We start from the raw sequence: 25,673 nt of genomic DNA, 5'->3' as shown, positions 1-25,673 counted from the left end.
ACGCCCGGTTCCATTCCGAACCCGGAAGCTAAGCTCGATTGCGCCGATGGTACTGCACTCGGGAGGGTGTGGGAGAGTAGGTCGCCGCCGGACATCTTCATCGGGAAGGGTGGAGGACGTCGCTGGGGTGCTCGTGAGAGTGTCTCGCCGTCCCCGCCCTTCCCTTTTTTTCATGCCCCATCCCAGAGCCGCGCTCGTATCGGATTCCCGCGGCAGGGTGACGGTACTCCTCCAGGGCCGCGCTGTGGCATGGGTCGGCGCCTCACAGGTGGCGCCGCCGGCTGATCGGAGGCGCCGGTTCGAGGGTCCGATGAGCCTTCTCGTCCTCGCGCGCGCCCGCCGCGTCCCGCCTATCTGCCTCCTCTCGCGGGGACGCCCCGACTGCGGGGGAGTGGGCTGTCGCGGCGCTGCGGACCGCGGTCGCAGAGCCGTGATGACTGCTGACCATGCCGCGCGGGTGCCGTACCCGCGCTGAGACGAGGGGCTGTGACCGGCGTCGTCACGGCCCGTCACACCCTGGTGAGAGCAGTCACGGGAGGCAGGGTTACCCACGCGTCGGGTCTGCGGGGTCCCCTACAGTGGGGGCGCGGATTCATCAACTGAAGAGGGACGGTCGCGTGGCTGAGCACAGCAGGAATGAAGGCGACCGCGGGGACGGCCAGCAGCGCCGGGAGGCCCGCGGTTCGTCGCAGGGAGCCCGGGACCGGCAGCGCCGCGACGGGGATCGCGGACGTCGTCCCTCGGGCCAGGACCGCCGAGACTCCGACCGCGGGTACCGAGGCTCCGATCGGCCTCGTCGCGACGGGGATCGTCCGTTCCGCGGAGGGGACCGCCCGCACCGGGACGGTGCTCGTTCCTACGGGAACAACGATCGTCCGCGCAGGGACGGGGACCGTCCGTTCCGCGGCGACGACCGCCAGCGCCGTGAGGGTGACCGCCCCCGTCGTGAGGGGGACCGTCCGTTCCGCGGTAGCGACCGCCCCCGTCGTAATGGCGATCGTCCCTTCGGCAGCAATGACCGTCCGCGTCGTGACGGTGACCGTCCCTTCCGTGGCGACGACCGCCCCCGTCGTGACGGCGATCGACCCTTCCGTGGTGACGACCGGCCCCGTCGTGACGGCGATCGACCCTTCCGTGGTGACGACCGGCCCCGTCGTGACGGCGATCGACCCTTCCGTGGTGACGACCGGCCCCGTCGTGACGGTGACCGGCCGTTCCGCGGCGACGACCGTCGCGGGCAGCAGGGACGCGGAGATCGTGGACCGTGGCGTGAGCACGGTAGCCGTCAGGAGCGCGACGAGCGTTCGCCGCGCCGCGGCGACGATCGCCGTGGGTCCTGGGAGCACCGCGGTGGTCGCCGTGATGACGATCGCGGCCGGCGCCCGTCCCGCGACGGGCACGTCTCGCGGGAGGACCGCGGATCGTGGTCCGGCGGCTCGCGCTCGTCCCGTCCGGGGCAGGAGGCGCGTGCGCAGCGCCCCGTGGAGCCGGAGATCCCCGAGGGCATCACCGGCGCGGAACTCGACAAGGAGATCCGCGGCGAGCTGCGCGGCCTGAGCAAGGAGACCGCGGAGCGCGTCTCCCAGCACCTCGTCGCCGCCTTCGCGCTCGAGGAGGTCGCGCCGGAGGTCTCGCAGGAGCACGCCCGCTTCGCCGCCCGTCTGGGCGGTCGCGTCGGCGTCGTCCGCGAGATGAACGGCATCCTGGCCTACCGGGCCGGCGACTACAGCACGGCCGTGCGCGAGCTCCGCACCTCGCTCCGCATCACCGGCCGCACCGATGTGCTCCCGATGATCGCGGACGCCGAGCGCGGCCAGGGCCGGCCCGAGCGGGCCCTCGACATCGCCGCCTCCGACGAGGCCGCGGGTCTCGGCGTCGATGCGTCGATCGAGCTGATGATCGTCGTTGCCGGTGCCTACGCGGACACCGGCGACGTCGAGACGGCACTGCGCACGCTCGACATCCCCGCGCTGCGCCACAAGGTCAACGGTCGCTGGCAGGTGCGGCTCTGGGTCGCCTACGCGGATCTCCTCGAGCTCGCGGGCCGCGGGGACGAGGCCCACCGCTGGCTTGTCCTCGCCGCCGATGCGGATACGGAGGGGCTGACCGATGCGGGGGAGCGCCTGGGCCGTCCGGCCCCGGAGGTCGCCCCCGAGCCCTCCTGGGAGGACGACGAGCAGATCTCCGTCCTCGACGCCTTCGACGCGGAGGCCGAGGAGCACGAGCGTGCCGAGGCCGAGGTCGAGGCGGAGGACGTAGAGCCGGCTGAGGCCGACGCCGGTGCCGTCGAGTCCGAGGACATCGATGAGGTCGAGTCCGACGGCGCTGAAGCTGCCGACGACGCCGACTCCGATGCCGACGCGCCCCATGAGCCCGAGGCCGACGAGGATCCGGAGGACGGGACCGACACGGAGACCGCGGTCTCCAGCGACGGCGACGACGCGACGTCGCCTGACGCCGGGTCGGAGACGAACCCCGAGGTCGAGGCGGAGCAGGCCGAGCAGGCTGAGGGGGCCCGGTGATCCGCAGGCCGGACCTCTCCCTGCTCGAGCAGTACGACGCCTTCCTCTTCGACCTCGACGGCACCCTGATGCACGGTGCCCGCCAGATCCCCCACGCCGGGGACGCCGTCGAGGCCGTGCGCGCCGCGGCACACTCCGTCGTCTTCGCGACGAACAACGCCTCCCGCACACCCCAGCAGGCCGCCGACCACCTCGGCGTGGTCGGCATCCCCGCCCGGGCCGAGGAGTTCGTGACCTCCCCCCAGGTGGCCGCGCGACTGCTCGCCGATCGTGTCCCCGCCGGCGCGACGGTCCTGGTCGTCGGCGGGCCGAGCCTCGCGGCCGAGGTCGAGGCCGCAGGCATGGTCCCCGTGGAGGAGGACCGTGAGGACGTCGCCGCCGTCATCCAGGGCTGGAGCCCGGACCTCGGCTGGTCCCGCCTCGCCGAGGGCGCCTACGCGATCCGCCGCGGGGCCGTCTGGATGGCCACCAACGTCGACGCGACGCTCCCCACCGAGCGCGGCCTCGCCCCCGGCAACGGCTCTCTCGTCGCGGCGCTCCGCCATGCGACCGGGGCGGAGCCGCTCGTCGCCGGCAAACCCGAGCCGGGCATGTTCACCGTCGCCGCGCAGCAGGTCGGCGCGCGTCGGCCGCTCGTGATCGGTGACCGCCTGGACACCGACATCGAGGGCGCGAACCGGGCCGGCATCGACGCGCTGCTCGTGCTCACCGGCGTCGACGGCCTCGAGGACGCCCTGCGCGCCCATCCGGTGCGTCGGCCCACCCACGTGCTGCCGGACCTCGAGCGCCTCGGCGCCCCGTTCGCCCTGCCCGTCGTCGAGGGCGACCACGCGCGCTGCGGCGCCGTCGGCGCGACCTGGACGGATCAGGGGGACATCCGCCTGGACCACGGCGACATCGCCGACGACCGCCAGCAGCGGGCCGTGCTCGCCCTGCTCGCCGTGCACTCCGCCGACCGCGCCTGGACGGGCCGCCTCCTGGATGCGCGGGGGACCGTCCTCGGCCCGATCCCGCGGTGAGCGGGGAGCGGCTGGACCGGGCGCTCCTCGCGGCCGGCCTCGCTCGCTCCCGCACCCACGCCCGGCGCATCGTCGAGGAGGGGCGCGCGCGGATCGGCGGGACGCCGGCGACCAAGGTCTCCCAGCAGGTGCCCGCCGGGGCCGAGCTGACCGTCGTCGACGTGCCCGACGGCGTCGAGTACGCCTCGCGCGCCGCCCACAAGCTGCTCCATGCGCTCGAGGAGTCCGGAGTGGACCCGGCGGGTCTGCGCTGCCTCGACGCCGGGGCCTCCACGGGCGGCTTCAGCGACGTGCTGCTGCGACGCGGGGCCGCGACCGTTGTCGCCGTGGACATCGGCCACGACCAGCTCGCCGACCACGTCCGCGCGGACGACCGCGTGATCGTCATGGACGGGACGAGCGTCCGCGACCTCACCCCCGGTCTGATCGGCGGGGAGGTCGACCTCGTGGTCGCCGATCTCTCCTTCATCTCCCTGCGCACCGTCGTCGCCGCCCTCGCCGGGGCGGTGCGCGAGGGAGGGGACCTGCTGCTCATGGTCAAGCCGCAGTTCGAGGTGGGGCGGGAGGCGCTCCCGCGCACGGGCGTGGTCAGCGACCCCGCCGCGCGCGAGCAGGCCGTGCTCGATGTGGCCCGTGAGGCCGCGCTCACAGGGCTGCGACCGCTCGCGGCCCGCACGAGCGCCCTCCCCGGGCAGGACGGCAACCGTGAGTACTTCCTGCACCTGCGCCGCACCGGCGCGACCTGCGGGCTCGACGCCGAGGCCTATGACATGATCGGGGACGCCGTGCACGGCGAGGACCGCTCCGCGAGGAGCCGTGGTCCCCGGCGCCCGGCCGGCCATCAGCCCCCGCAGCACACCCAGGAGGACCCACGAGCATGAGACGGTTCCTCCTCTACGTGCACTCCGGGCGCGCCTCCGCGCTCACCGCGATGCTCACCGTCCTCGCCGAGCTCGGCAACCGCGGGGTCCGCGCCGTGATCATCGACGAGCAGTACGACGAGATCCGCTCCGCGCCCGCGAGCGCGCTGCCGCCGACCCTGCTCGACATCCTCGACTCCGAGGAGGTCGACGTCGTCGACGCCGTCTCCGCGGCGGACATGGTCGAGCTCGGGATCGTCCTCGGCGGCGACGGGACCATCCTGCGCGCCCTCGAGGTGGTCCGCGAGGCGGGGGTCCCCGTGCACGGCGTGAACCTCGGGCACGTCGGCTTCCTCGCCGAGAGCGAGGTCGCCGAGCTCTCCACGACCGTGCGACGGCTCCTGGACGTCGATTACGAGATCGAGGAGCGCGCGACGCTCGACATCGTCGTGCGCGACTCCGCCGACCACGTCCTGCACACCGACTGGGCGCTGAACGACGCGAGCCTCGAGAAGGCGGACCGCCAGAAGATGATCTACGTGGTCATCGAGATCGACGGCCGCCCCGTCTCCTCCTTCGGCTGTGACGGCGTGCTCCTGTCCAGCCCCACAGGCTCCACCGCCTACGGCTTCAGCGCCGGCGGACCGATCGTCTGGCCCGAGGTGGATGCCTTCCTGCTCGTCCCGCTCGCCGCCCACGCCCTGTTCGCGCGCCCTCTCGTGCTGGGCCGCTCCTCCGAGGCCGCGATCGAGATGACGATCGACAACCGTGACGACGGCGTGCTCACCCTCGACGGCCGCCGCGTGGTCGACATCCATGCGGGGACGCGCATCGAGGGCCGGCTCTCCCCACGCTCCGTGCGACTGGTGCGCCTGAAGAACACCCCCTTCGCCGACCGCCTCGTGGAGAAGTTCCAGCTTCCCGTCGTGGGCTGGCGCGGCCGCGTGGGCCGGCAGGTCTGACCCGGGGTCGCCGCGTGCTGTCCACCCTCCGCATCCGCCACATCGGCGTGATCGACGACGCCACCCTCGAGTTCGGACCCGGCTTCACCGCCCTGACCGGTGAGACCGGCGCCGGCAAGACGATGATCGTCACCGGTCTCACCATGCTGCTCGGCGCCCGGCTCGACCGCGGCCGCACCGAGGTCGCCTCGACCGTCGACGGCACCCTCGCCCTCGCCGGCCACGAGCGTCTCGCCGCGGCGCTCGACGAGCTCGGCGCCGAGGACGAGGACGGCGAGGTGCTCGTGGTGCGCCGCGTGACCCGTGACGGCCGCTCCCGCGCGCAGCTCGGCGGGGTCCCCGTCCCCATCGGCACCCTCGCCGATCTCGTGGGCAGCGCCGTGACCGTCCACGGCCAGTCCGACCAGCAGCGTCTCCGCGACCCCGATGCACAGCGCGAGGCGCTGGACCGCTTCGCGTCCGGCACGCTCGGGCCGCTGCTCGAGCGCCACCGCGCCGCCTGGGCCGAGCGCTCCGCCGCCCGCGCCCGCCTCACCGAGCTCGACGAGCTGCTCGCCGACCGCGAGCGCCGCGGCGCCCGGCTCCAGGAGGCCCTCGAGCGCATCGAGGCGACCGACCCGCAGCCGGGGGAGGACGACGAGCTGCGCGCCGAGCTCGAGCGGCTCGGGAGCGCCGAGGAGCTGCGCGGGGCCGGCGCGACCGCCGCCGACGCCCTCGTCGGCGACGACGGCCCCTCGGCCGGCGCCCTCGTCGACATCGCCGCGGAGGCCGTGGGCCGCGCGGCCCGCACCGATCGCACGCTCGAACCGATGCTCGAGCGCCTCGACGCGCTCCGCATCGAGATCTCCGACCTCGCCTCGGAGCTGTCCCTGTACGCGGAGGGGATCGACGCATCCCCCGGGCGGGTCGACGCCGCGAACGAGCGGCTCGCCGAGCTCACCGCCCTCGTGCGGGATCTCGGCGCCCTCCTGCCTGGCCCCGACGGCCCCGCCGAGGACGTCACCGCGCTGCTGGAGACGTCCCGCACCGCCGCCGTGGACCTCGACCGCTTCGAGGGGGCCGAGGCCGAGCGCGCCTCGCTCTCCGAGCGGCTCACCCGGCTCGAGAGCGAGCTCGACGACGCCGCGACCGAGCTGACCGCGGCGCGCACGGCCGCCGCGGCGGAGCTCTCCGCCGCCGTCCAGGAGGAGCTGCGTCTCCTCGAGATGCCGGACGCCGCCCTCACGGTCGAGGTCACGGAGCAGGCCCACCGCTCCCACGGCCGCGATGCCGTCGCGATCCTGCTCGCCCCGCACCCCGGCGCGACGCCCCGCCCCGTGGGCAGCGCGGCCTCCGGCGGTGAGCTCTCCCGTGTCATGCTCGCTCTCGAGGTGGCGCTCGCCTCCTCGCGCGAGGACCGCACGGCCGCCCCCGTCTTCGTCTTCGACGAGATCGATGCCGGGATCGGCGGCCGGGCCGCGCTCGCCGTCGGCCAGCGCCTCCAGCAGCTCGCCCGTCACGCCCAGGTCATCGTCGTCACCCATCTCCCGCAGGTCGCGGCGCATGCGAGCACCCACCTGCAGATCGTGAAGTCCTCCGCGGAGGGCGCCACGAGCTCGACCGTCGAGGTCCTCGACCGCGGCGAGCGGATCCGTGAGCTCGCCCGCATGCTCGCGGGCGACGACCACTCCGACCTCGCGCTCGCCCACGCCGAGGAGCTCCTCGACGACGCCCGGGCGGGAGCCCGATGAGCCCCGCCGTCTCGGGCACGGCGCGGCTCGGCCGCCGCACGAAGGACCTCACCCAGCGCCTCGAGGCCGGCGACATCGCCGTCATCGACCACGAGGACATCGACCGCGTCGCCGCGGAGGCCCTCGTCGAGCGTCGTCCCGCCGCGGTGATCAACGCCGCGGCCTCCACCTCGGGGCGTTACCCCAACGCGGGCCCCCGGATCCTCGTCGAGGCGGGCATCGTGCTCGTCGACGCCGTCGGCCCCGCCCTCTTCGAGACCCTCCGGGACGGCGACGCGATCACGATCGAGAACGGCGCCGTGCACCGGGACGGCGAGGTGGTCCTCCGCGGCGAGGCCCAGGACGAGGCGACCGTCGCCGCCGCCCAGGAGGCGGCCCGCGAGGGGCTCTCCGAGCAGCTCGAGCTGTTCGCGGAGAACACGATGGAGTACATGCTCCGTGAGCGGGACCTGCTGCTGGACGGCGTGGGCGCCCCGGACGTGCGCACCCCCCTGCACGGCCGCTCGGTGCTGATCGTCGTGCGCGGCTACCACTACAAGGAGGACCTCGCGACCCTCCGGCCCTTCATCCGCGAGAACCGGCCCGTGCTCATCGGCGTCGACGGCGGCGCCGACGCGGTCCTCGACAGCGGCCTGCGCCCCGACATGATCATCGGCGACATGGACTCCGTCTCCGATCGGGCCCTGCGCTCCGGGGCGGAGCTCGTCGTCCACGCCTACCGCGACGGCCGCGCTCCCGGCCTCGAGCGGCTGAGCGAGCTCGGCCTCGAGGACCGCGCCGTCGTGTTCGCCGCCTCCGGCACGAGCGAGGACATCGCCATGCTCATGGCCGACGAGAAGGGCGCGAGCGTGATCGTCGCCGTCGGCACCCACGGCACCCTCGAGGAGTTCCTGGACAAGGGGCGCGCCGGGATGAGCTCCACCTTCCTCACGCGGCTGCGGATCGGGTCCAAGCTGGTCGACGCGAAGGGCGTCTCCCGGCTGTACCGCCAGCGCATCTCCACCCTGCAGCTCGTGCTGCTCGCCCTCGCGGGCCTCGTCGCCCTGGGCGCCGCCCTCTGGTCCACCGAGGGAGGCCAGGCGCTGTTCCAGATCGTCGGCGCCCGCCTGGACGGGCTGCTGTCCGCCTTCACCGTGCTGTTCGAGCCCCGGCCCGCCGGGCCGTAGGAGGGAACCGATCCCGTGATCGACTTCCGTTATCACCTCGTCTCGCTGATCTCCGTGTTCCTCGCCCTCGCGGTGGGGATCGTGCTGGGAGCGGGGCCGCTGCGCGACACCCTCGGGGACCAGCTCTCCGGTCAGGTCGAGCAGCTCCGCACCGAGCAGGACACCCTGCGCGGCCAGGTCGACGAGCTCGAGGCGAGCAACGACCAGCTCGCCTCGTTCATCAGCGGCGTGGGACCCCAGATCGTCTCCGGCGCCCTCGCCGGCCAGGACGTCGCCGTCATCACCGACGACGACTCCACCCGCAGCTCCGTCTCGGCGCTCGGCACGCTGCTCGAGGACGCGGGCGCCGGGACCACCTCCCCGGTCGCCCTCGGCGCGACGCTCTGGGACCCCGCCGAGGGCGACGCCCGGGACGAGGCCGTGGCGGACGTCGAGGAGATCGCCCCCGGAGCGCTGATCAGCCAGGGGGCGGACGACGCCACCGCACCGACCTCCTCGGAGCGGCTCGCGACCCTCGTGGTCACCCTGCTCTCCGCCGACGACCCCGCAGGGCTCACCGACACGCAGCGCGAGCAGCTCTGGAAGGTGCTCCAGGACCACCAGCTGGTGACCCTCGCCGACGGCGTCCCCGGCACGGTCGACGCCGTCGTCTACGCGAGCGCGGACCCGGCCGAGTTCACCGTCGAGGCGGACGACGAGACCACCGCGACCGAGCGCGCCCAGGGACAGCTCGCCGCACAGTCGGCCCTGCTCGCCCGGCTGGTCGAGGACGGCGTCCCAGCCGTCGTCGCCGCCGTCACCCCCGCGAACGACGCCTCCACCGGCATCCTCCGCACCGTGCGCGGCGACTCCCGCTTCACGACGCTCTCGACGACCGACCGGCTCCAGGAGGCCGACGGCCCCGTCCTCGCCGTCCTCGCGCTCGTCGAGCAGACCCGCGGCGGATCCGGCGCCTACGGCACCACGACCGACGCGGACGCCCGCCTCCCGCAGCTCCCGGAGACGCAGGGGCTCGGCACGGGCGCCGGCGCCTCCGACGGCGGGGGAGAGGGATGACCGGGGGATCGCTCCGCGCGGAGCTCGAACGCACGAACTACGCGGGCCGCACCGTGACTCTCGCCGAGGGCGCGGCCGTCGTCGGCGCGACGACCCTGCTCTCCCTCCGCGCCGGGCGCCCGGACGCCCTCGTGATCGGCGCCATCGGGGCGCTCGGCCTCGCCGACGACCTCATCGAGCCGCGACGTCGCCGCGCCGGGCTGCCCGTCGAGAAGGGCCTGCGCGGCCATCTCGGGGCGCTGCGCCGCGGGCGCCTCACCACGGGCGCCGCGAAGGCGATCGGCATCCCCGTGGTCGCCGGCATCGGGGCGCTGCTCGCACCGGGGCCCCGCCGGCCGGTGGGGCTGATCGTCGACGCGGGCATCGCCGCAGGATCCGCGAACCTCGTCAACCTGCTCGACCTCCGCCCGGGACGGGCGCTCAAGGTGGTGCTCCCCGCCGCCGCGCTGCTGGCGGCCGTGCCCGCTCGCGACGGCGCGGAGCGGGATGACCGCGAGCGCAGCGGCGCCGCGCTGGCCCTCGCCGCGCTGCTGCCGGGGCTCGCCGCGCTGCCGGCGGACCTGGGGGAGCGCGGCATGCTCGGCGACGCCGGGGCCAACGCCCTCGGCGCCGCCACGGGGGCCGCCGCCGCCCGCCGTCTGCCCGCGCCTGCGCGCGTGGCCCTGCTCGCCGGCATCGTCGCGCTCACCGCGGCGAGCGAGAAGGTCAGCTTCAGCGCGGTCATCGATCGCACGGTGCCGCTGCGCCGGATCGACCGCTGGGGGCGCCGCCCGCTGCCGGGCGACGAGGGGACCCGATGAACGCCGCGCCTGCGCCGCACGCGGCCGAGCCCGCGAAGGGCGTCGGGCCCGGGGCGGCCTCACTCGGCCGGACCGTCCTGCGCGGCGCGGGGATCATCCTCGTCGTCACCCTCGCCGCGCGCATCGCCGGGTTCGTGCGCTACCTCGTGTTCGGGGCGAGCGTCGGCGCCGGGGACGTGGGCACCGCGTACTCGACCGCGAACCTCCTGCCCAACGTGCTCTTCGAGGTCGTCGCAGGCGGCGCGCTCGCCGCCGTCGTCGTGCCGCTCGTCGCGGGGCTGGTCCCCGAGCGCGACCGTCCGGCCGCCGCGGAGAGCGACGCTGTCGCCGCGGAGCGGGCCGACGGCGCCCGCCGGGCGGACGCGATCATCTCGGCGCTGCTGGGATGGGCGCTGCTGCTGACCGTCCCGGTCGCTGTCCTGGTCTCCCTGTTCGCGACCCCCATCGCGGGGTACCTGCTCGCGACCGACGGCACCGGCGCCTCCGGCGTGGCGCTCGGGGCACGCCTGCTGCGGATCTTCTCGGTGCAGCTCCCGCTGTACGCCGTCGCCGTGGTGCTCGGCGCCTACCTGCAGGCGCGCCGGCGGTTCTTCTGGCCGGCGATGATGCCGCTCATCTCCTCGCTCGTGGTGATGGGCGCCTACCGGGTCTACGCGCTGCTGGTCCCCGCCGTCGCGACCTCCACCACGATCTCCTCGGGCGCCGCCGCCTGGCTCGGCTGGGGGACGACGGCCGGCGTCGCCGCGATGTCCGTCCCCGTCGCCGTGGCCGCCCACCGCTCGGGACTGCGACTGCGCCCCACGCTGCGCATGCCCGAGGGGACCGGGCGTCGCGCCCTGCGGCTCGGCGCCGCCGGTCTCGGGGCCGTGGGCGCCCAGCAGGCCGTCATCGCACTCGTGATGGTGCTCGCGATGCGCGCCGGCGGCACGGGCACGCTGCCGGTCTTCCAGTACGCCCAGGCGCTGTACCTGCTGCCCTTCGCCATCCTCGTGGTGCCGCTGGTCACCGCCGGGTTCCCGCAGCTGTCGGAGCTGCGCCTGGTGGGGGACACGATCGGCTTCGCCCGCGCCACGACCGCCGGGCTCCGCTCCGTCATCGCGGCCTCGGTGCTCGGCGCCGCGGCGCTCATCGCCGCCGCCCCCGCGCTCGAGCAGTTCTTCCGGCTCGTGGACCGCGCCGGCGCCGGCGGCGTCGGCTCCGCGACAGCCGCCCTCGCCCTGGGGCTGCCCGGCTTCGCCGTGGCCACCCAGTGCACGCGTGTGCTCTCGGCCGCGCTGCGCGCCCGCGACGCGCTCCTCGTGGGCTCCGCGGGCTGGGTGGTCGCGGCGCTCCTCATCGTGATCCTCGTGCTGCCCTCCCCGGGGCGCACGAGCGCCATGGCCGCCACGGCCTTCGGCCTCGCGATCGCCGGCGGCATGGCGCTCTCCGCCCTCGTGGGCCTGGGACGGGTGAGCGACCTCGTCGCCCCCGGGGGCCAGATCCCGCAGCTGCGCCGCATGGCGATCGTGGCGCCGCTCGCGATGGTCGTCGCCTCGGTGCCCGGCCTCCTCGTCGCCAAGGCGCTGGTGACCGCGAGCACCGGGACGCTCGGCGCGGTCGCGTCGGGGGTGCTCGCCGCGCTGGTCTCCGCCCTGGTCGCGGCCCCGCTGCTCGCCCTGGGGGATCCGCTGCTCGCCCGCTCGGTGATGCGCCGCCTGCGGCGCCGCGGCGGCGAGGAACCGCTCGCGGCGACGGCGACGGGCGTGGGGGAGCGCACCGACGAGGACACGTCCGCATGAGCCTCCGGGTGCTGCTCGTGCGCCCGCGGGCGAGCGGCGGGCTCGCCGCGCACGTGGACCAGGAGCACGCCGCGCTCGAGGCGGCCGGCGCCGAGGTCCACGCCTCGGCGGCGGTGATCGGGGAGCGTCCCTCCCCGCGCGCCGACGGCGCCGCGCTGCGCGGTCTGCGCCGGGAGGTGACCGCGCTCCGATCGACCGGGCCGATCGCCGTGCACGCGCACGGGCTGCGGGCCGGCGCCCTCTCGGCGCTCGCCGTGCGCTCCCTGGGACCGGCGCGCGGCGCGGCACCGGTGCGGCTCGTCGTGACCCTGCACAACCGCACCGTCGGCGGCACGGCCGTGCGCGCCGCGGGGGCGGTGCTGCTGCGGATCCTCACGAGCCGCGCCGACGTCGTCCTCGCCGTCTCCCCGGATCTCGCCGAGCAGGCAGCCCGCGCCGGGGCGCGCGAGGTGCTCCACGCCGTCGTCCCGGCTCCGGCAGGTCTGTCGGGTTCCATCGATCCTGTCGATCCGGCCCGTCCTGCTGAGCCTGCTGACGCCGCCCGTCCGCTCGACGTGCTCGTCATCGCCCGCCTCGCTCCGCAGAAGGGGCTCCCGGACCTCCTGGACGCCGTCGCGGCGCTCGAACGCGATCCCGGCACCCGGGGGCGGGTGCGCGTCGGGATCGCCGGCGACGGGCCGCTGCGGCAGGCGCTCGCCGAGCGGATCGCCGCGGAGCGCCTGCCGGTCGAGCTGCTGGGACGCCGTGAGGACGTCCCCGCGCTGCTCGCCCGCGCGGACCTCGTGGTCTCCGCGGCGCGCTGGGAGGGGCAGCCGGTGGCGCTCCAGGAGGCCCTCCGCGCCGGCCGCGCGATCATCGCGACGGATGCGGGCGGGACCCGCTGGGTGACGCAGGAGGCCGCGACACTCGTGCCCGTGGGCGACGCTCCGGCCCTCGCGTCTGCGATCCTGGAGCATCTCGACCCGGCGGTCCGCCGCCACCGGGAGCAGGCCTCGCGACAGCGGGCCCGCTCCCTCCCCGGAGCACGTGACATGACCGACCAGCTCCTCGACGTCCTGGCCCCCCGCGATCCCCGATGGTAGGTTGACAGTTCGTGGCAGATACCAGCGTGAACACCCCCCGAACCGGTACCGGACCGATCCCCAGGATCGGCCAGAGCGCCTCGACGAAGCCGTTCCGGAATCCCGGCACCTCCAAGCACATCTTCGTGACCGGGGGTGTCGTCTCCAGCCTCGGGAAGGGCCTGACCGCCTCCTCGCTCGGCATGCTCCTGCGCTCCCGCGGCCTCGCGGTGAAGATGCAGAAGCTCGACCCGTACCTCAACGTGGACCCGGGCACCATGAACCCGTTCCAGCACGGCGAGGTCTTCGTGACCGAGGACGGCGCCGAGACCGATCTCGACATCGGCCACTACGAGCGCTTCCTCGACGAGAACCTCGGCGCGAACGCGAACGTGACCACGGGCCAGGTCTACTCGAACGTCATCGCCAAGGAGCGGCGCGGCGAGTACCTCGGCGACACCGTCCAGGTCATCCCGCACATCACGAACGCGATCAAGGAGTCGATGCGCGCGCAGGCCGGTGAGGGCGTGGACGTCATCATCACCGAGATCGGCGGCACCGTCGGCGACATCGAGTCCCAGCCGTTCCTCGAGGCCGCCCGCCAGGTGCGCCAGGACCTGGGCCGCGAGAACGTGTTCTTCGTGCACGTCTCGCTCGTGCCGTTCATCGGTCCCTCCCAGGAGCTGAAGACCAAGCCCACCCAGCACTCGGTCGCCGCGCTGCGCTCGATCGGCATCCAGCCCGACGCGATCGTGCTGCGCGCGGACCGCCAGCTGCCCACCTCGGTCAAGGCGAAGATCTCCTCCATGTGCGACGTCGACATCGACGCGGTCGTCACCTGCGCGGACGCCCCCTCGATCTACGACATCCCCCACGTCATCCACGACGAGGGCCTCGACGCCTACGCGATCCGCCGTCTCGACCTGCTCAGCCACGACGTGGACTGGTCGCAGTGGGACTCCCTGCTCCAGCGCGTCCACCACCCCCTGCACTTCGTCGAGGTGGCGCTGGTGGGCAAGTACGTCGACCTCCCCGACGCCTACCTCTCGGTGACCGAGGCGGTGCGCGCGGGCGGCTTCCACCACAGCGCCAAGGTCGCGATCCGCTGGGTCGAGTCCGACTCCTGCGCGACCGCCGAGGGCGCCGCCGCGGCGCTCAAGGGCGTCGACGCGATCGTCGTCCCCGGCGGGTTCGGCGTGCGCGGCGTCGACGGGAAGGTCGGCGCCCTGCGCCACGCCCGCACCCACGGCATCCCCGCCCTGGGCCTGTGCCTGGGCATGCAGTGCATGGTCATCGAGTACGCCCGCACGGAGCTCGGCTGGGCCGACGCCCACTCCTCCGAGTTCGACCCGACGACCGCCCACCCGGTCATCGCGACGATGGCGGAGCAGCAGGACATCGTCTCCGGCGAGGGCGACCTGGGCGGCACCATGCGCCTGGGCTCCTACGACCACCAGCTCACCGAGGGCTCGCTCGCGGCGACCGTCTACGGCTCCACCCGGGTCGCCGAGCGCCACCGCCACCGCTACGAGGTCAACAACGGCTTCCGCGAGGAGATCGAGAAGGCCGGCCTGCGGATCTCCGGCGTCTCCGCGGACCGCTCGCTCGTGGAGTTCGTGGAGCTGCCCGTCGAGGAGCACCCGTACTACATCGGCACGCAGGCCCACCCGGAGCTGAAGTCCCGCCCCACCAAGGCGCACCCGCTGTTCGCGGGTCTCGTCGGCGCGGCGATCGACGCCCAGAAGGCCACCCGTCTGCTCGAGGTCGACCCGGTCGAGGTGGACCCGGTCGTCGAGATCGACGACGCCGCGGCGGACGCCGAGGATGCCTGACCAGCACGAGGGGCAGGTCCCGCAGGAGCTGCGGGACCTACCCGCCCCCCGACCCGTCGCCGAGCGGCGCGTGCTGCACGACGGCATGGTCTGGGACCTGGTGCGCGACACGATCGACTTCGCACCGGGCGTCCGCTTCGACCGCGAGTACGTGTGGCACACCGGTGCCGTGGCCGTGCTCGCGGTGGACGACGCCGACCGTGTGCTCATGATCCGTCAGTATCGCCACCCCGTGGGCCACGAGCTCTGGGAGATCCCGGCCGGCCTGCTCGACCTCGACGGCGAGGCGCCGCATCGGGCGGCCGCCCGCGAGCTCGCCGAGGAGACCGGCACTGAGCCGCTGTCCCTGGCCACCCTGGTGGACCTGCGTCCCAGCCCCGGCGGCAACGACGAGGTCATCCGGGTCTACCTCGCCGACGGCGTCCGGGCGAGCGAGCAGGAGTACGAGCGCACCCACGAGGAGGCGGAGATCGTCACGCGCTGGGTGCCGCTCGCAGAGGCGGTCACCGCCGTGCTCGAGGGCCGCATCACGAACGGCACGACCGTCTCGGCGCTGCTCGCCCTGCAGGCGGCCCGGACGACGGGCACCGCCCTGCGTCCGGCCGACGCCCCCTTCATGGAGCGCCCCGGGCGGTGAGCCCGGGGCGGGCTCAGGCCCGCTCGACGAGCGCCCCTCGGATCACCGGCGCGGCCAGCTCGACCTGCCACGGCCGCGCCCCGAGGGCGAACAGCTCCTCCTCGACCTGGGCGACGTCGCCCGGCGTCTCGTGCTCCCAGGTCCAGGTGCGCAGCACCCCCGGCTGGAGGAGGTTCTCGGTGGGCACGTGCAGCTCCTCCGCCCGCTCGCCGACGGCCGTGCGCAGCAGCTGGTACCGCTCCCAGACCTCGGGGTACTTCTTCGACCACAGCTTGTGGGGCGGGGGATAGGACGCCTCGGAGCGGTCGGGCAGGTGCGCGGCGGGGAGGTCGAGGCCCGAGCGGGCCGCCTTCCACCAGGTGTCCTTCTTGCGCAGCGGCGCGGGCAGCGAGCGGTCGAAGGCCTCACGGCCGCGGGGCGACTCCTTGGCCGCCGCGACGATATCGCGGTCCTTGATGACGCGGTGGGGGGAGAGGTCCTCGCGGGAGGCGATCTCGTCGCGACGCTCCCACATGGCGCGCGCCGCCGCGAGCTGCTTGGCCGATCGCAGCCCGCCGATGCCGTGCAGGCCCCGCCAGGTCGAGGAGCGGGTGGGGCCCTGCTCCCGGGTCGCCTCGTGGGCGAACTCCTCGCGGGCCCACTGCTCCTTGCCCGCCTCGCGCAGGCGCGCCGCGAGCACGTCCCGCACCTCGACGAGGACCTCGACGTCGAGCGCCGCGTAGACGAGCCAGCTCTCCGGGAGCGGACGCTTGGACCAGTCCGCGGCGGAGTGCTCCTTGGCCAGCGAGAGACCGAGGGTGTCCTCGACGACCGCACCCAGGCCCACGCGCTCCATGCCCAGCAGGCGGGCGGCGAGCTCGGTGTCGAAGAGGGAGCCGGGGCGCAGTCCCAGCTCGGCGAGGCTCGGGAGGTCCTGGCCCGCCGCGTGGAGGACCCATTCGCGCTCCGCGAGGAGCGTGGGGAGGGTCGAGGGCATCGTGAAGGCGAGGGGGTCGATGAGCGCCGTGCCCGCGGCCTCGGTGCGCAGCTGGACCAGATAGGCGCGCGAGCTGTAGCGGTAGCTCGAGGCGCGCTCGGCGTCCACCGCGACGGGCTCGTCGGGCGCGCTCGCCGCGGCCTCGCACCAGGCGAGGAGCGGCTGGATCCGGTCGATGACGGGCACCAGCCCGTCTCGCGGCGCGGTGAGCGGGGTCGGGGCGGGGCGCTCGGCGTCCTCGGCCGCGGGGTCCGGGGTGGTCTGGTCGCGGACGGGACCGGTCATCATTCTCCTGGGGAGGGGGCGGTGCTGGGGGAGCCCGGGGTGCGGGGTGCGCGCGCCCGGTGGCTCGGGGCGATCGGGGCGACGCGCGCCGGGGCGGGCGGCAGGCCTCCCGCGGCGGCGAGCATCGCGGTCCAGGCGTCGAAGTGCGGGGCGAGGTCCTCGCCGACGGGAGTCCACGAGACCCGCATCTCGACGTCGACCGTCGAGGGGCGCGAGGCGAGGGAGCCGTAGGACTGCGAGACCACGCGGGTCGCCGTGCAGCCCAGCTCTCGGGACTCGGCCTCGTGCAGCTCGAGGGACTCGGTCACCCAGGACCAGGCGACGTCGCCGAGCATCGACTCGATCGCGAACTCGGGCTCGAGCTGCGCCTGCACCAGCGCGACCATGCGCACCGTGCCGTCCCAGGCCTCCTGGCCCTCGGGGTCGTGGAGGATGACCAGGCGCCCGCTCGCGAGCTCCTCGTCGTGGACCACGATCTCCGCGGTCGCCGCCCACGCGGAGGGCGCCATGCGGGAGGGGGCGGGGATCTCCCGCCATTCCAGCTCGGGGCGCAGCGCGGTGGCGGTCATCGCCGCGACGGCGGAGCGGAAGGCGTCGTCGCCGGGACGGAATCGATGCACGGACACGCGTGGGAGCGTATCCGGACGCACCGGGCGCACGGCGCAGGCGCGCCGCCCGCCGGGGAACCGGCTCCCGCGGTCCTGCTGGCGGTCACGGGAGCGGCGCCGGGCCCGGCGTGGAGGCGCGGTCCCGGCACCGATGCGGCTCAGGCGCCGGCGGCGTCGTCGGAGTGGACGAGGCTCACCGAGTTGATGCAGTACCGCTCGTCCGTCGGGGTGGGGAAGCCCTCGCCCTCGAAGACGTGGCCCAGGTGCGAGCCGCAGCGGGCGCAGCGCACCTCGACGCGCCGCATGCCCAGCGACCTGTCCTCGAGGAGCTCGACGGCGTCGGAGTCCGTGGGGGCGTAGAAGGCGGGCCATCCGCAGTGCGCGTCGAACTGGGTCTCGGCGGTGAACAGCTCGGCGCCGCAGGCGCGGCAGGCGTAGGTGCCGGCCTCGCGGACCTCCTCGTACTCGCCGGTGAAGGGGCGCTCCGTGGCGCCCTCGCGCAGCACCTGGTACGCGGCGGGGCCGAGGCGCTCGCGCCACTCCTCCTGGCTGATGGCCACGGGATAGGGACGGGATCCGATGGGCTGGTGGGACACGGGGTCCTCCGATCTGCGGGAAGCGGTCGCGGCGGGCGGTGGGAGCGCCGTGGGGCGGCTCCGGGGGAGCGGGACCGGCCGTGCGCACGAGGTCGAGGACGTGCAGGTCGGGGCCGATCGCTCCCAGCGGGCGCCCTGACTCGATCCTAGGCCGATGTCTAGACTGCTGGGCATGAGCCGCGACACCTCCGGGACCACCCTCCGTCACCGCGAGCAGGCCCCCCAGGAGCACCGCACCTCCCTGCTCCCGCAGATCCGGTGGGCGGACGCCGCCGTCGTCGGAGGGATCGGGGCCGCCGGGGCCTTCGCCCTCAGCGCCGGACTGCTCGCCCTCGGCGCGCGGGTCATGGCGCGCCTCCCGCTCGTGCCCCAGATGGGGATCCGCCAGCGGCCCGATCTCGCGGTCCGCGCCGTCTTCCCGGACCGTGTCCACCTCGACGAGTCCTCGGAGTCGCGCCGGGCCGGGTACCTCGCCCTGCGCCAGGGCGGGGGCGGCGTGCACCTCCGGCTGGGTCCCGTGGAGGGACGCCCGACGCCGCGCACCGTCGCCCGTCCCGTGCTCGCGAGGGACACGGACGCCCCGCTCCAGGTCGCCCGCACCAACGTCAACGGCTTCTTCTGGGCCGGCACACCGTGGACGGCCCACGGCCTGTCCACCGAGGACGTCCAGGTCGACTCGCCGGTCGGGTACATGCCGGCGTGGCTGGTGCGACCGGACGAGGCGGCGGGCTCCGCCCCGGGCAACGCCGACACCTGGGCGATCTTCGTGCACGGCCACGGCTCGACCCGCGGCGAGGCGCTGCGCAGCATCCCGCTCCTGCACCGCCTGGGGCTCACGACGCTCGCGATCACCTACCGCAACGACGCCGGCGGCCCGGCCTCCGCCGACAGCATGTACCACCTCGGCTCGGACGAGTGGGAGGACACCGAGGCGGCGATCGAGTACGCGCTCGCGAACGGTGCCCGGCGCATCGTGCTCATGGGCTTCTCGATGGGCGGCGGCATCGTCCTGCGCACCTCCGTGCGCTCCGCGCACCGCGAGGCGATCGCGGCGCTCGTGCTCGACTCCCCGGCCGTGGACTGGCAGGACATCCTCATCTACCACGCGACGGCGCTCAAGGCCCCCCGCCCCATGCGCAGGCTCGCGCTGTGGATGATGACCTCGAACCGGGGCGCGCGCATCGTGCGCCTCCACGAGCCGCTCGCACTCGCCGAGATGACCCCCGACTTCTACGGCCGCACCCTGCGCCATCCCACGCTGCTCTTCCATGCGCTGGACGACGCGACGGTGCCGCCGGCCCCCAGCCGCCGGCTCGCCGCGCTGCTCCCGGACCTCGTGCGCTTCGAGCCCTTCGAGGGCGCGTCCCACACCCGCGAGTGGAACCGGGACCCCGGCCGCTGGGAGCGGATCCTCGCCGAGTTCCTCGTGGACACGCTCGATCTCGGGGTCGACGTCGGCGCGCTCGAGCTCCCGCTGCGGGACCCCGCCTCGCCGCCGCTGCCGCAGTCGGTCGGCACGCGGGTCTGAGCGGTCCCGGAAGGCGGGATCAGCCCCGTCGCCGCCAGCGCGGGATCATCGCCTCCTCGCCGAGCAGCAGCGAGTCCAGCGTCCAGCGCTGATCACGGGGCGCCCCGTCGATCACGTGCGGGGAGGTCCCTCCCACCGTGCGCGCCGTGACCGAGAAGCACAGCTCGTCGAGCCGTCCCGCGGCGGCGAGCGTGCCCAGGGTGCCGGGCCCGCCCTCCGCCTGGATCGCGAGGAGCCCGCGCCCGGCGAGCACGTCGAGCGCCTCGACCGCGCCGGCGGCGGGGAGCACCTGCTCGGCCGGGAGCCCCGACCGCTCCCGGGCGGCGTCGAGGCCCGTCGCCGGGGTGAGCAGCAGCAGCGGCCAGTGCTCGTCCAGACCCTCCGGCAGCTCACCGGTCGTGGAGAGCACGGCGAGCACGGGGGTGCGCGCACCGCCCGGTCGGAGGTCCTCGCCGGCGAGGTGCGCGTCCTCTGCCGGGTGGGTGTAGTCCTCGGCCCGCACGGTCCCCGCGCCCACGAGCACGACGTCAGCGAGGGCGCGCAGCACGCCGAAGACGAGCGAGTCGTCGGGATTGCGCAGCGGGCCGCTCGTGCCGTCGGCCCCGGTCACGGAGCCGTCGATCGTCGTGTTCATCATGGCGCGCACGCTCGTGCGGCCGGCGGGCGGCGCGTACAGCTCGGCGAGCGCGCGCGCCCCGGCGGCGTCGTCGTCGATCCGGAGGGGGCGGGGGAGGAGGGCGCCGTCGCGCCGGACCAGCTGCAGGGAGCTCATGCCCCGATCATCCCGCACTTCCCCGTGGACCGGGACAGGTCCCGCGCGCCCCTACACTGGCCCGCGTGACCGCTGCCCTCGCCGACCGCCGCCCCGAGCCCACCCTGGACCGCCTCCTCGCGGACCTGGTGCCGCCGCCCCGGTTCGCGCAGGCGAGGCTGGAGACCTATCGCCCGGACCCCGAGCACCCCTCCCAGCAGCAGACCAAGGAGCGGATCACGGCCTTCGCCGCGGAGCTCTCCCGTCCGCGGAAGGCCGGTCTGCTCTCGCGGCTGCGCCGGCAGAGCACCGAGGCGCGCGGCATCTACCTCGACGGCGGCTTCGGCGTGGGCAAGACCCACCTGCTGACGTCGCTCTTCCACGCCGTGCCCGGCAAGCGGGTCTACGGGACCTTCGTGGAGTACACGGACCTCGTGGGGGCGCTCGGCTTCCAGCGGGCCGTGGACCTGCTGCGCGAGAGCGTCCTCGTGTGCATCGACGAGTTCGAGCTCGACGACCCCGGCGACACGCTGCTCATGACCCGCCTGATCCGTGAGCTCTCCGACCGGGGCGTCGCCGTCGCGGCGACCTCGAACACCCTGCCGGAGGCGCTCGGAGAGGGACGCTTCGCCGCCCAGGACTTCCTGCGCGAGATCCGCTCCATGTCCGAGCGCTTCGACGTCATGCGCATCGACGGCGAGGACTACCGGCGCCGGGACGGGATCCGGGAGATCTCGGCGCTCCCCACCGAGCGGGTGCGCGAGCACGCCGCCGCGCAGGAGGGAGCGACCCTCGACTCCTTCGAGGGCCTGCTCGACCACCTCGCGACCCTGCATCCCTCCCGCTACGGCGCCCTCATCGACGAGGTGACCGCGGCGCATGTGACCGGGCTGCGCGTGCTCAGCCACCACCACCATGCGCTGCGCTTCGTCGTGCTCGTGGACCGGCTCTACGACCGCGAGGTGCCGATGCTGCTCTCCGCGGAGGACGACGCCGCCGTGGTGCCGACCCTGTTCACCGAGGAGCTGCTGCGCAGCGGTTACCGCAAGAAGTACTACCGCTCGCTCTCGCGGCTCGCCTCGCTCGCCCACGACGGGCTCGCGCTCGCCGAGGAGCCCGCGGGGCGCTGAGCCGGGCCCGGGACCCCGGGGGTCGGCGGGTCAGACGGTGCGCGCCACGAGGACTCCCGGGCCGTCCAGGCCCGTCACGCCGCCGCCGTCGGCCCCGTCGGCCCCGCGGAGCGGCGCGCCGAAGCGGGCGAGCACCTCGCCCGCGACGGGGAGCGTCGCCCGGCCCTCCCCCCGATGCGCGAGCACGGCGACGTCGCCGCGGCGCAGGAGCACGGTCTCCTCGGCGAGCACGTCGACGCTCGTCGCCCGCAGATCGGGGTCGCGCAGGGCGGGCAGGTCGCGGCGCAGGCCGATCAGCGTGCGGTACCAGGCGAGCATGCGCGCGTGCTCGTCCCGGGAGCGCTCCTCCCAGCGCAGGATCGAGGCGGTGAAGGTGGCGCGGTCCTGCGGGTCGGGGACCTCCTCCGCCCAGCCCATCCGAGAGAACTCCTCGGTGCGACCCGCGGTGACGAGGCGTCCCAGCTCCTCGTCGTGGTCGGTGACATAGGCGAAGGGGGTCGAGGCGGCCCACTCCTCGCCCTGGAAGAGCATCGGGGTGCCCGGTCCCAGGAGGATCAGCGCGGCCGCCGCGGCATGGCGCCGCGGGTCCAGTCCGTGGTGGATGCGGTCCCCGGCGGCGCGGTTGCCCACCTGGTCGTGGTCCTGGAGGAAGGTGACGAAGGAGTGGGCGTCGTAGTCCGCCGAGGCCGGGTCGACGGGGGCGCCCCAGTCCTGACCGCGGAAGCTCGAGTAGCCGCCGTCGTGGAGGAACACCCGCGTCAGGACCGTCGCGAGCACCTCGGCGGAGCCGAAGTCCCCGTAGTAGCCCTCCCGCTCCCCGGTGATCCAGGCGTGGACGCCGTGGTGGACGTCGTCCGCCCACTGCATGTCCATGCCGAGGCCGCCGCCGGCGACCGGGGTCACGGTCGCCGGGTCGTTGCGGTCGGACTCGGCGATCAGGAGCAGCGGTCGGCCGGTCTCGCGCTCCCAGCCCTCCACGGCGAGCGCGAGCTCGGCGAGGAAGGGGAGCGCGGAGTCGTCGTGCAGCTCGTGCACGGCGTCCAGCCGCAGTCCGTCCAGACCCATCCCCACGAGCCACTGGTGGGCGGCGCCGATCAGGAACGCCCGGACCTCCGCCGACCCCGGCTGGTCGAGGTTCACGGCCTCTCCCCAGGGCGTGTGGTGGCGATCGGTGAAGTAGGGACCCTGCAGGCCGAGGTAGTTCCCGGCGGGCCCCAGGTGGTTGAACACCACGTCGAGCAGCACGGCGATCCCGCGCCGGTGCGCGGCGGCGACGAAGCGGGCGAGGGCCCCGGGCCCCCCGTACGCGGCGTGGACCGCATACAGCCCCACCCCGTCGTAGCCCCAGCCGCGGTCCCCGGGGAAGGCCGCGAGCGGCATGAGCTCGACCGCGTCCACCCCGAGCTCCACGAGCTCGTCCAGACGCCCGATCGCGGAGTCCAGGGTGCCGCCGCGGCCGTCCGGCCCGGGGGTGAAGGTCCCCAGGTGCAGCTCGTACAGGACACGGCCCCGCAGCGGGCGACCCTCCCAGGGGGAGCCCTCCGCGGCGAGCGAGCGGAGCGCCGCGAGGTCGACGACCTCGCTCTCGCCGTGGACGCCGTCGGGCTGGGACAGCGAACGCGGATCGGGGATCCACGGTCCGTCCCCGTCCAGCCGGAAGGCGTAGCGCTCGCCGGGGTGGGCAGGGGAGTCCGGCAGCGTGTGCCAGCCCCGCTCGTCCCGTCGCAGGGACGAGACCTCACCGTCGCGGCGGATCTCGACGTGCTCGGCCGACGGTGCCCAGACCGCGTGGCCACCGGTGAGATCGTGGGAGACGGGCGGCGGCGTGCGGGTCATCGTCCCGCCCCCTCCGCCTCGCGGACCAGCAGGGCGACGGGCAGCTCCTCGAGCAGCTCCCGCAGCGGCACGAGGCCGCCCTCGACGTCCCGCCCGGTGAGCAGATCCCGCCAGCGGCCCTCGGGCAGGGAGAGCCGCGCATCGCCCCAGCCGCCGCGCTGGGCGAGACCGTGCGCGAGGCGCGTGGCGACCGTGACCGCCTCGAGGGGTCCCTCGTCGACGGCGCGGCCGAAGGCGACGGCGTGGGAGGTGGTGGTCGGCAGCGGGCGGTAGGCGGCGTGGCGGCCGGCGAAGAGCTCCGGCCGCTCCCGGCGCAGGCCCAGCGCGCGGTGCGTGAGCCAGAGCTTCTCGTCGCCCACGCCGTCGGCTCCGGCGCCCTCGATCATCCGCTCGAGTCGCGCCGCATGGGCCGCATGGTCGACGGGACGACGGTTGTCGGGATCCACCAGGGACAGGTCCACGGTCTCGTTGCCCTGGTAGACGTCCGGCACGCCCGGCATCGTGAGCTGCACGAGCTTCTGGCCCAGGATCGCCGCCCGCTGGGCGGGCAGGGTGCGGCGGGTCCAGTCGGAGAGGACGGCGTCCACCTCGGGGGAGGCGAGCGCCGCCCGCGCGAGGTCCTGGACCTCCTGCTCGTAGGCGGGATCCGGCTCGGTCCAGCTGGTGCGGGTCTTCGCCTCGCGCATCGCCTTCTCGAGGTAGCCGGTGAGGCGCTCCTCGGTGATCCGCGGGGCGTCCGCCCCGGGCAGGTCCCAGCACGCCGCGAGCACCTGCCACAGCAGCAGCGCGATCGCGCCGTCGACCCGGTCGCCGCGCGATCCGGCGGTCGCCTGCTCGAGCGCCTGCACCGTCACGGCCCAGTCGAGCGGCGCCTCCGTGAGCACGGCGAGCCGTGCGCGCACGTCCTCGCTGCGCTTCGTGTCATGGGTGGACAGCGTGGTCATCGAGTCCGGGCGGGTGCGGACCATCATCAGGGCGTGGTCGTGGAGGTCGTCCGGCTCCACCCCGATCCGGTCCGGGTCCGCGCCGACCTCCGTGACGGGCAGGAAGCGCGGATAGCGGTAGAAGGCGGTGTCCTCGTGCGCCTTCGCGTGGACGGGCCCGCAGGTCTGCGCGAAGCGCACCACCACCTCGGCCCGGTCGGCGCTCGCCGTGCGTCCCGCGCTGCCCACCTCGTCGCCGCACACCAGGGCGACGACCAGCTCGAGCGCCGCGACGACGTCCTCGTCCTCCCCGAGCGCGAGCCGTGCCCGCGCGGCGGCGTGCTCGACCACGGCCCGCTCGGCGCCCGGCGCGGGCTCCCCGGGCACGATGTACGCGCGATAGCGGTCCATCGAGCCGAGCAGCGCGACGACGACCTTCTGGAGGTTGCGCCGGGTCGTGTCGCGCAGGCGGATGTCCTCCTGGCAGATCCGGTGGATGAGGGAGGTGAGCCGTTCGATCTCCGCCCACAGGCTCGTGGACACCACGAGCCGGGTCGACTCCTCCGCGATCTGGTCGAAGCTGCGCTGGTCGCCGGTCATCCGCTGCCAGAGCTGGGTGAGCCCGAGCGCACCGCGCGGGTCGTGGAACAGCCCGCCCACCCGCCACAGGGCGTCGTAGCCCGTCGTCCCGTCGCACGGCATGTCCCCGGGCAGGGTCTCCTCGCCCTCGAGGATCTTCTCCACGACGGTCCAGGCGGCCCCGCTCGCCGCCTCGAGGTCACGGAGGTAACCACGGGGGTCCGCGAGGCCGTCGGGGTGGTCGATGCGGTAGCCGTCGATCACTCCCTCGCCCTGCAGCCGCAGCAGCGTCGCGTGCGTGGCCTCGAAGACCTCGGGCAGCTCGACCCGGATGGCGGCGAGGGTGTCCACGTCGAAGAAGCGCCGGTAGTTCAGCTCGTCGTCCGCGACCTTCCAGTAGGCGAGGCGGTACCACTGGCGTTCGAGGAGATCGGCGAGGCCCAGGTGCTCGGTGCCCGCCGCGAGCGGCAGGACGTGGTCGAAATAGCGGAGCACCTGCTCCTCGCGGGCGGTGCCGTCGCCCTGCGGGACCATCGCGGTCCCGACGGAGAGCTCGCCGTCGGCGAGCACGGAGCCGATGGGCCGCCCGAGCACGGGCACGAGGATCCCCTGCCCGGCGGGGTCGAGGTCGAACCAGTCGGCGAAGGGGGAGGCGGGGCCGTCGCGCAGCACGGACCACAGCGCGTGGTTGTGCCAGATCGGTGTGGGGATCGCCATGTGGTTGGGGACCACGTCGACGATCAGCCCCATGCCGTGGTCGTGGGCGGCGGCCGCGAGCCGGCGCAGCGCCTCCTCCCCGCCGATGTCCTCCGAGACGCGACGGTGGTCGACGACGTCGTAGCCGTGCATCGACCCCGGGGCGGCCTGCAGCACGGGGGAGCAGAACACGTGGCCCACGCCGAGCCGCGCGAGGTAGGGGACGAGCGCGGCGGCATCGTCGGCCGTGAACCCCGCGTGCAGCTGCAGGCGGTAGGTGGACGTGGGCGGTGCCGGACGGTCCACGGCGGGGACGGCTCCGGTGCGATGGGCGGTGCTCAC

The 25,673-nt window shown here is 74.8% G+C and carries 21 protein-coding genes and 1 rRNA gene; 15 read left to right on the top strand and 7 right to left on the bottom strand.

Going from position 1 to position 25,673, the window contains the following annotated elements:
* A 5S ribosomal RNA gene (gene rrf, locus ACYVAP_RS09395) occupies window positions 1-93 on the top strand; the annotation flags it as partial.
* Window positions 94-509: 416 nt separating this feature from the next.
* On the opposite strand, the gene ACYVAP_RS09390 is transcribed toward rrf, so the two are convergent.
* Window positions 510-1,400, bottom strand: a complete 891-nt coding sequence (locus ACYVAP_RS09390; protein ID WP_498860432.1) for a hypothetical protein — start codon at window positions 1,398-1,400, stop codon at window positions 510-512.
* Between the two features lie 81 nt (window positions 1,401-1,481).
* On the opposite strand from ACYVAP_RS09390, the gene ACYVAP_RS09385 reads away from it, so the two are divergent.
* The 12 genes from ACYVAP_RS09385 to ACYVAP_RS09330 all read left to right on the top strand — a co-directional run bounded on the left by ACYVAP_RS09385 (window position 1,482) and on the right by ACYVAP_RS09330 (window position 15,423).
* Window positions 1,482-2,522, top strand: a complete 1,041-nt coding sequence (locus ACYVAP_RS09385) for a hypothetical protein (protein ID WP_498860431.1) — start codon at window positions 1,482-1,484, stop codon at window positions 2,520-2,522.
* On the top strand, window positions 2,519-3,541 hold the full coding sequence (locus tag ACYVAP_RS09380; protein WP_498860430.1) for an HAD family hydrolase: 1,023 nt from the start codon (window positions 2,519-2,521) through the stop codon (window positions 3,539-3,541). The genes ACYVAP_RS09385 and ACYVAP_RS09380 overlap by 4 nt, the downstream gene beginning before the upstream one ends.
* Window positions 3,538-4,422: a TlyA family RNA methyltransferase gene (locus ACYVAP_RS09375; protein WP_498860429.1), complete on the top strand. Its 885-nt coding sequence runs from the start codon at window positions 3,538-3,540 to the stop codon at window positions 4,420-4,422. The genes ACYVAP_RS09380 and ACYVAP_RS09375 overlap by 4 nt, the downstream gene beginning before the upstream one ends.
* Window positions 4,419-5,363, top strand: coding sequence for a diacylglycerol kinase catalytic domain-containing protein (locus ACYVAP_RS09370; protein ID WP_498860428.1), 945 nt, complete (start codon window positions 4,419-4,421; stop codon window positions 5,361-5,363). Before ACYVAP_RS09375 ends, ACYVAP_RS09370 begins: the two co-directional genes overlap by 4 nt.
* A 14-nt stretch (window positions 5,364-5,377) precedes the next feature.
* A complete protein-coding gene (recN, locus tag ACYVAP_RS09365; RefSeq protein WP_498860427.1) occupies window positions 5,378-7,093 on the top strand; it encodes a DNA repair protein RecN in 1,716 nt (571 codons plus the stop codon).
* Window positions 7,090-8,259, top strand: a complete 1,170-nt coding sequence (steA, locus tag ACYVAP_RS09360) for a putative cytokinetic ring protein SteA (RefSeq protein WP_498860426.1) — start codon at window positions 7,090-7,092, stop codon at window positions 8,257-8,259. The genes recN and steA overlap by 4 nt, the downstream gene beginning before the upstream one ends.
* A gap of 15 nt (window positions 8,260-8,274) precedes the next feature.
* Complete coding sequence (locus tag ACYVAP_RS09355; RefSeq protein WP_498860425.1) at window positions 8,275-9,315, top strand: copper transporter; 1,041 nt, start codon at window positions 8,275-8,277, stop codon at window positions 9,313-9,315.
* Window positions 9,312-10,115 carry a hypothetical protein gene (locus ACYVAP_RS09350; RefSeq protein ID WP_498860424.1) on the top strand — a complete coding sequence of 268 codons (804 nt, stop codon included), beginning with the start codon at window positions 9,312-9,314 and terminating at the stop codon, window positions 10,113-10,115. Before ACYVAP_RS09355 ends, ACYVAP_RS09350 begins: the two co-directional genes overlap by 4 nt.
* Window positions 10,112-11,893 (top strand): murein biosynthesis integral membrane protein MurJ, encoded by a 1,782-nt coding sequence (murJ, locus tag ACYVAP_RS09345; protein ID WP_264451634.1) that lies wholly within the window; start codon window positions 10,112-10,114, stop codon window positions 11,891-11,893. Before ACYVAP_RS09350 ends, murJ begins: the two co-directional genes overlap by 4 nt.
* The gene (locus ACYVAP_RS09340; protein WP_498860423.1) at window positions 11,890-12,975 is read left to right on the top strand and encodes a glycosyltransferase family protein; all 1,086 of its coding nucleotides are present in this window, start codon (window positions 11,890-11,892) and stop codon (window positions 12,973-12,975) included. Before murJ ends, ACYVAP_RS09340 begins: the two co-directional genes overlap by 4 nt.
* A gap of 65 nt (window positions 12,976-13,040) precedes the next feature.
* Window positions 13,041-14,786 carry a CTP synthase gene (gene pyrG, locus ACYVAP_RS09335; RefSeq protein WP_498860443.1) on the top strand — a complete coding sequence of 582 codons (1,746 nt, stop codon included), beginning with the start codon at window positions 13,041-13,043 and terminating at the stop codon, window positions 14,784-14,786.
* Window positions 14,779-15,423, top strand: coding sequence for an NUDIX hydrolase (locus tag ACYVAP_RS09330; RefSeq protein ID WP_498860422.1), 645 nt, complete (start codon window positions 14,779-14,781; stop codon window positions 15,421-15,423). The genes pyrG and ACYVAP_RS09330 overlap by 8 nt, the downstream gene beginning before the upstream one ends.
* A 13-nt stretch (window positions 15,424-15,436) precedes the next feature.
* On the opposite strand, the gene ACYVAP_RS09325 is transcribed toward ACYVAP_RS09330, so the two are convergent.
* The 3 genes from ACYVAP_RS09325 to msrB all read right to left on the bottom strand — a co-directional run bounded on the left by ACYVAP_RS09325 (window position 15,437) and on the right by msrB (window position 17,888).
* Window positions 15,437-16,684, bottom strand: a complete 1,248-nt coding sequence (locus ACYVAP_RS09325) for an HRDC domain-containing protein (protein WP_498860421.1) — start codon at window positions 16,682-16,684, stop codon at window positions 15,437-15,439.
* Complete coding sequence (locus tag ACYVAP_RS09320) at window positions 16,684-17,310, bottom strand: DUF3000 domain-containing protein (RefSeq protein WP_498860420.1); 627 nt, start codon at window positions 17,308-17,310, stop codon at window positions 16,684-16,686. Before ACYVAP_RS09320 ends, ACYVAP_RS09325 begins: the two co-directional genes overlap by 1 nt.
* A 140-nt stretch (window positions 17,311-17,450) precedes the next feature.
* Window positions 17,451-17,888, bottom strand: a complete 438-nt coding sequence (msrB, locus tag ACYVAP_RS09315; RefSeq protein ID WP_498860419.1) for a peptide-methionine (R)-S-oxide reductase — start codon at window positions 17,886-17,888, stop codon at window positions 17,451-17,453.
* A 172-nt stretch (window positions 17,889-18,060) separates the two neighbouring features.
* Between msrB and ACYVAP_RS09310 the strand changes: the two genes are divergently transcribed.
* Window positions 18,061-19,416, top strand: coding sequence for an alpha/beta hydrolase family protein (locus ACYVAP_RS09310; protein ID WP_498860418.1), 1,356 nt, complete (start codon window positions 18,061-18,063; stop codon window positions 19,414-19,416).
* Window positions 19,417-19,435: 19 nt separating this feature from the next.
* On the opposite strand, the gene ACYVAP_RS09305 is transcribed toward ACYVAP_RS09310, so the two are convergent.
* Window positions 19,436-20,188 (bottom strand): dihydrofolate reductase family protein, encoded by a 753-nt coding sequence (locus ACYVAP_RS09305; protein ID WP_498860417.1) that lies wholly within the window; start codon window positions 20,186-20,188, stop codon window positions 19,436-19,438.
* Between the two features lie 65 nt (window positions 20,189-20,253).
* On the opposite strand from ACYVAP_RS09305, the gene zapE reads away from it, so the two are divergent.
* Window positions 20,254-21,297 (top strand): cell division protein ZapE family protein, encoded by a 1,044-nt coding sequence (gene zapE / locus ACYVAP_RS09300; RefSeq protein WP_498860416.1) that lies wholly within the window; start codon window positions 20,254-20,256, stop codon window positions 21,295-21,297.
* 30 nt (window positions 21,298-21,327) lie between these two features.
* On the opposite strand, the gene treZ is transcribed toward zapE, so the two are convergent.
* A complete protein-coding gene (gene treZ / locus ACYVAP_RS09295) occupies window positions 21,328-23,133 on the bottom strand; it encodes an alpha-amylase family protein (RefSeq protein WP_498860415.1) in 1,806 nt (601 codons plus the stop codon).
* Window positions 23,130-25,673 (bottom strand): malto-oligosyltrehalose synthase, encoded by a 2,544-nt coding sequence (gene treY / locus ACYVAP_RS09290; protein ID WP_498860414.1) that lies wholly within the window; start codon window positions 25,671-25,673, stop codon window positions 23,130-23,132. The genes treZ and treY overlap by 4 nt, the downstream gene beginning before the upstream one ends.

The organism is Brachybacterium horti (assembly GCF_054777615.1).
The sequence above is the reverse complement of the archived record's forward strand: the minus strand, read 5'-3'. Positions and strand labels throughout refer to the sequence as shown.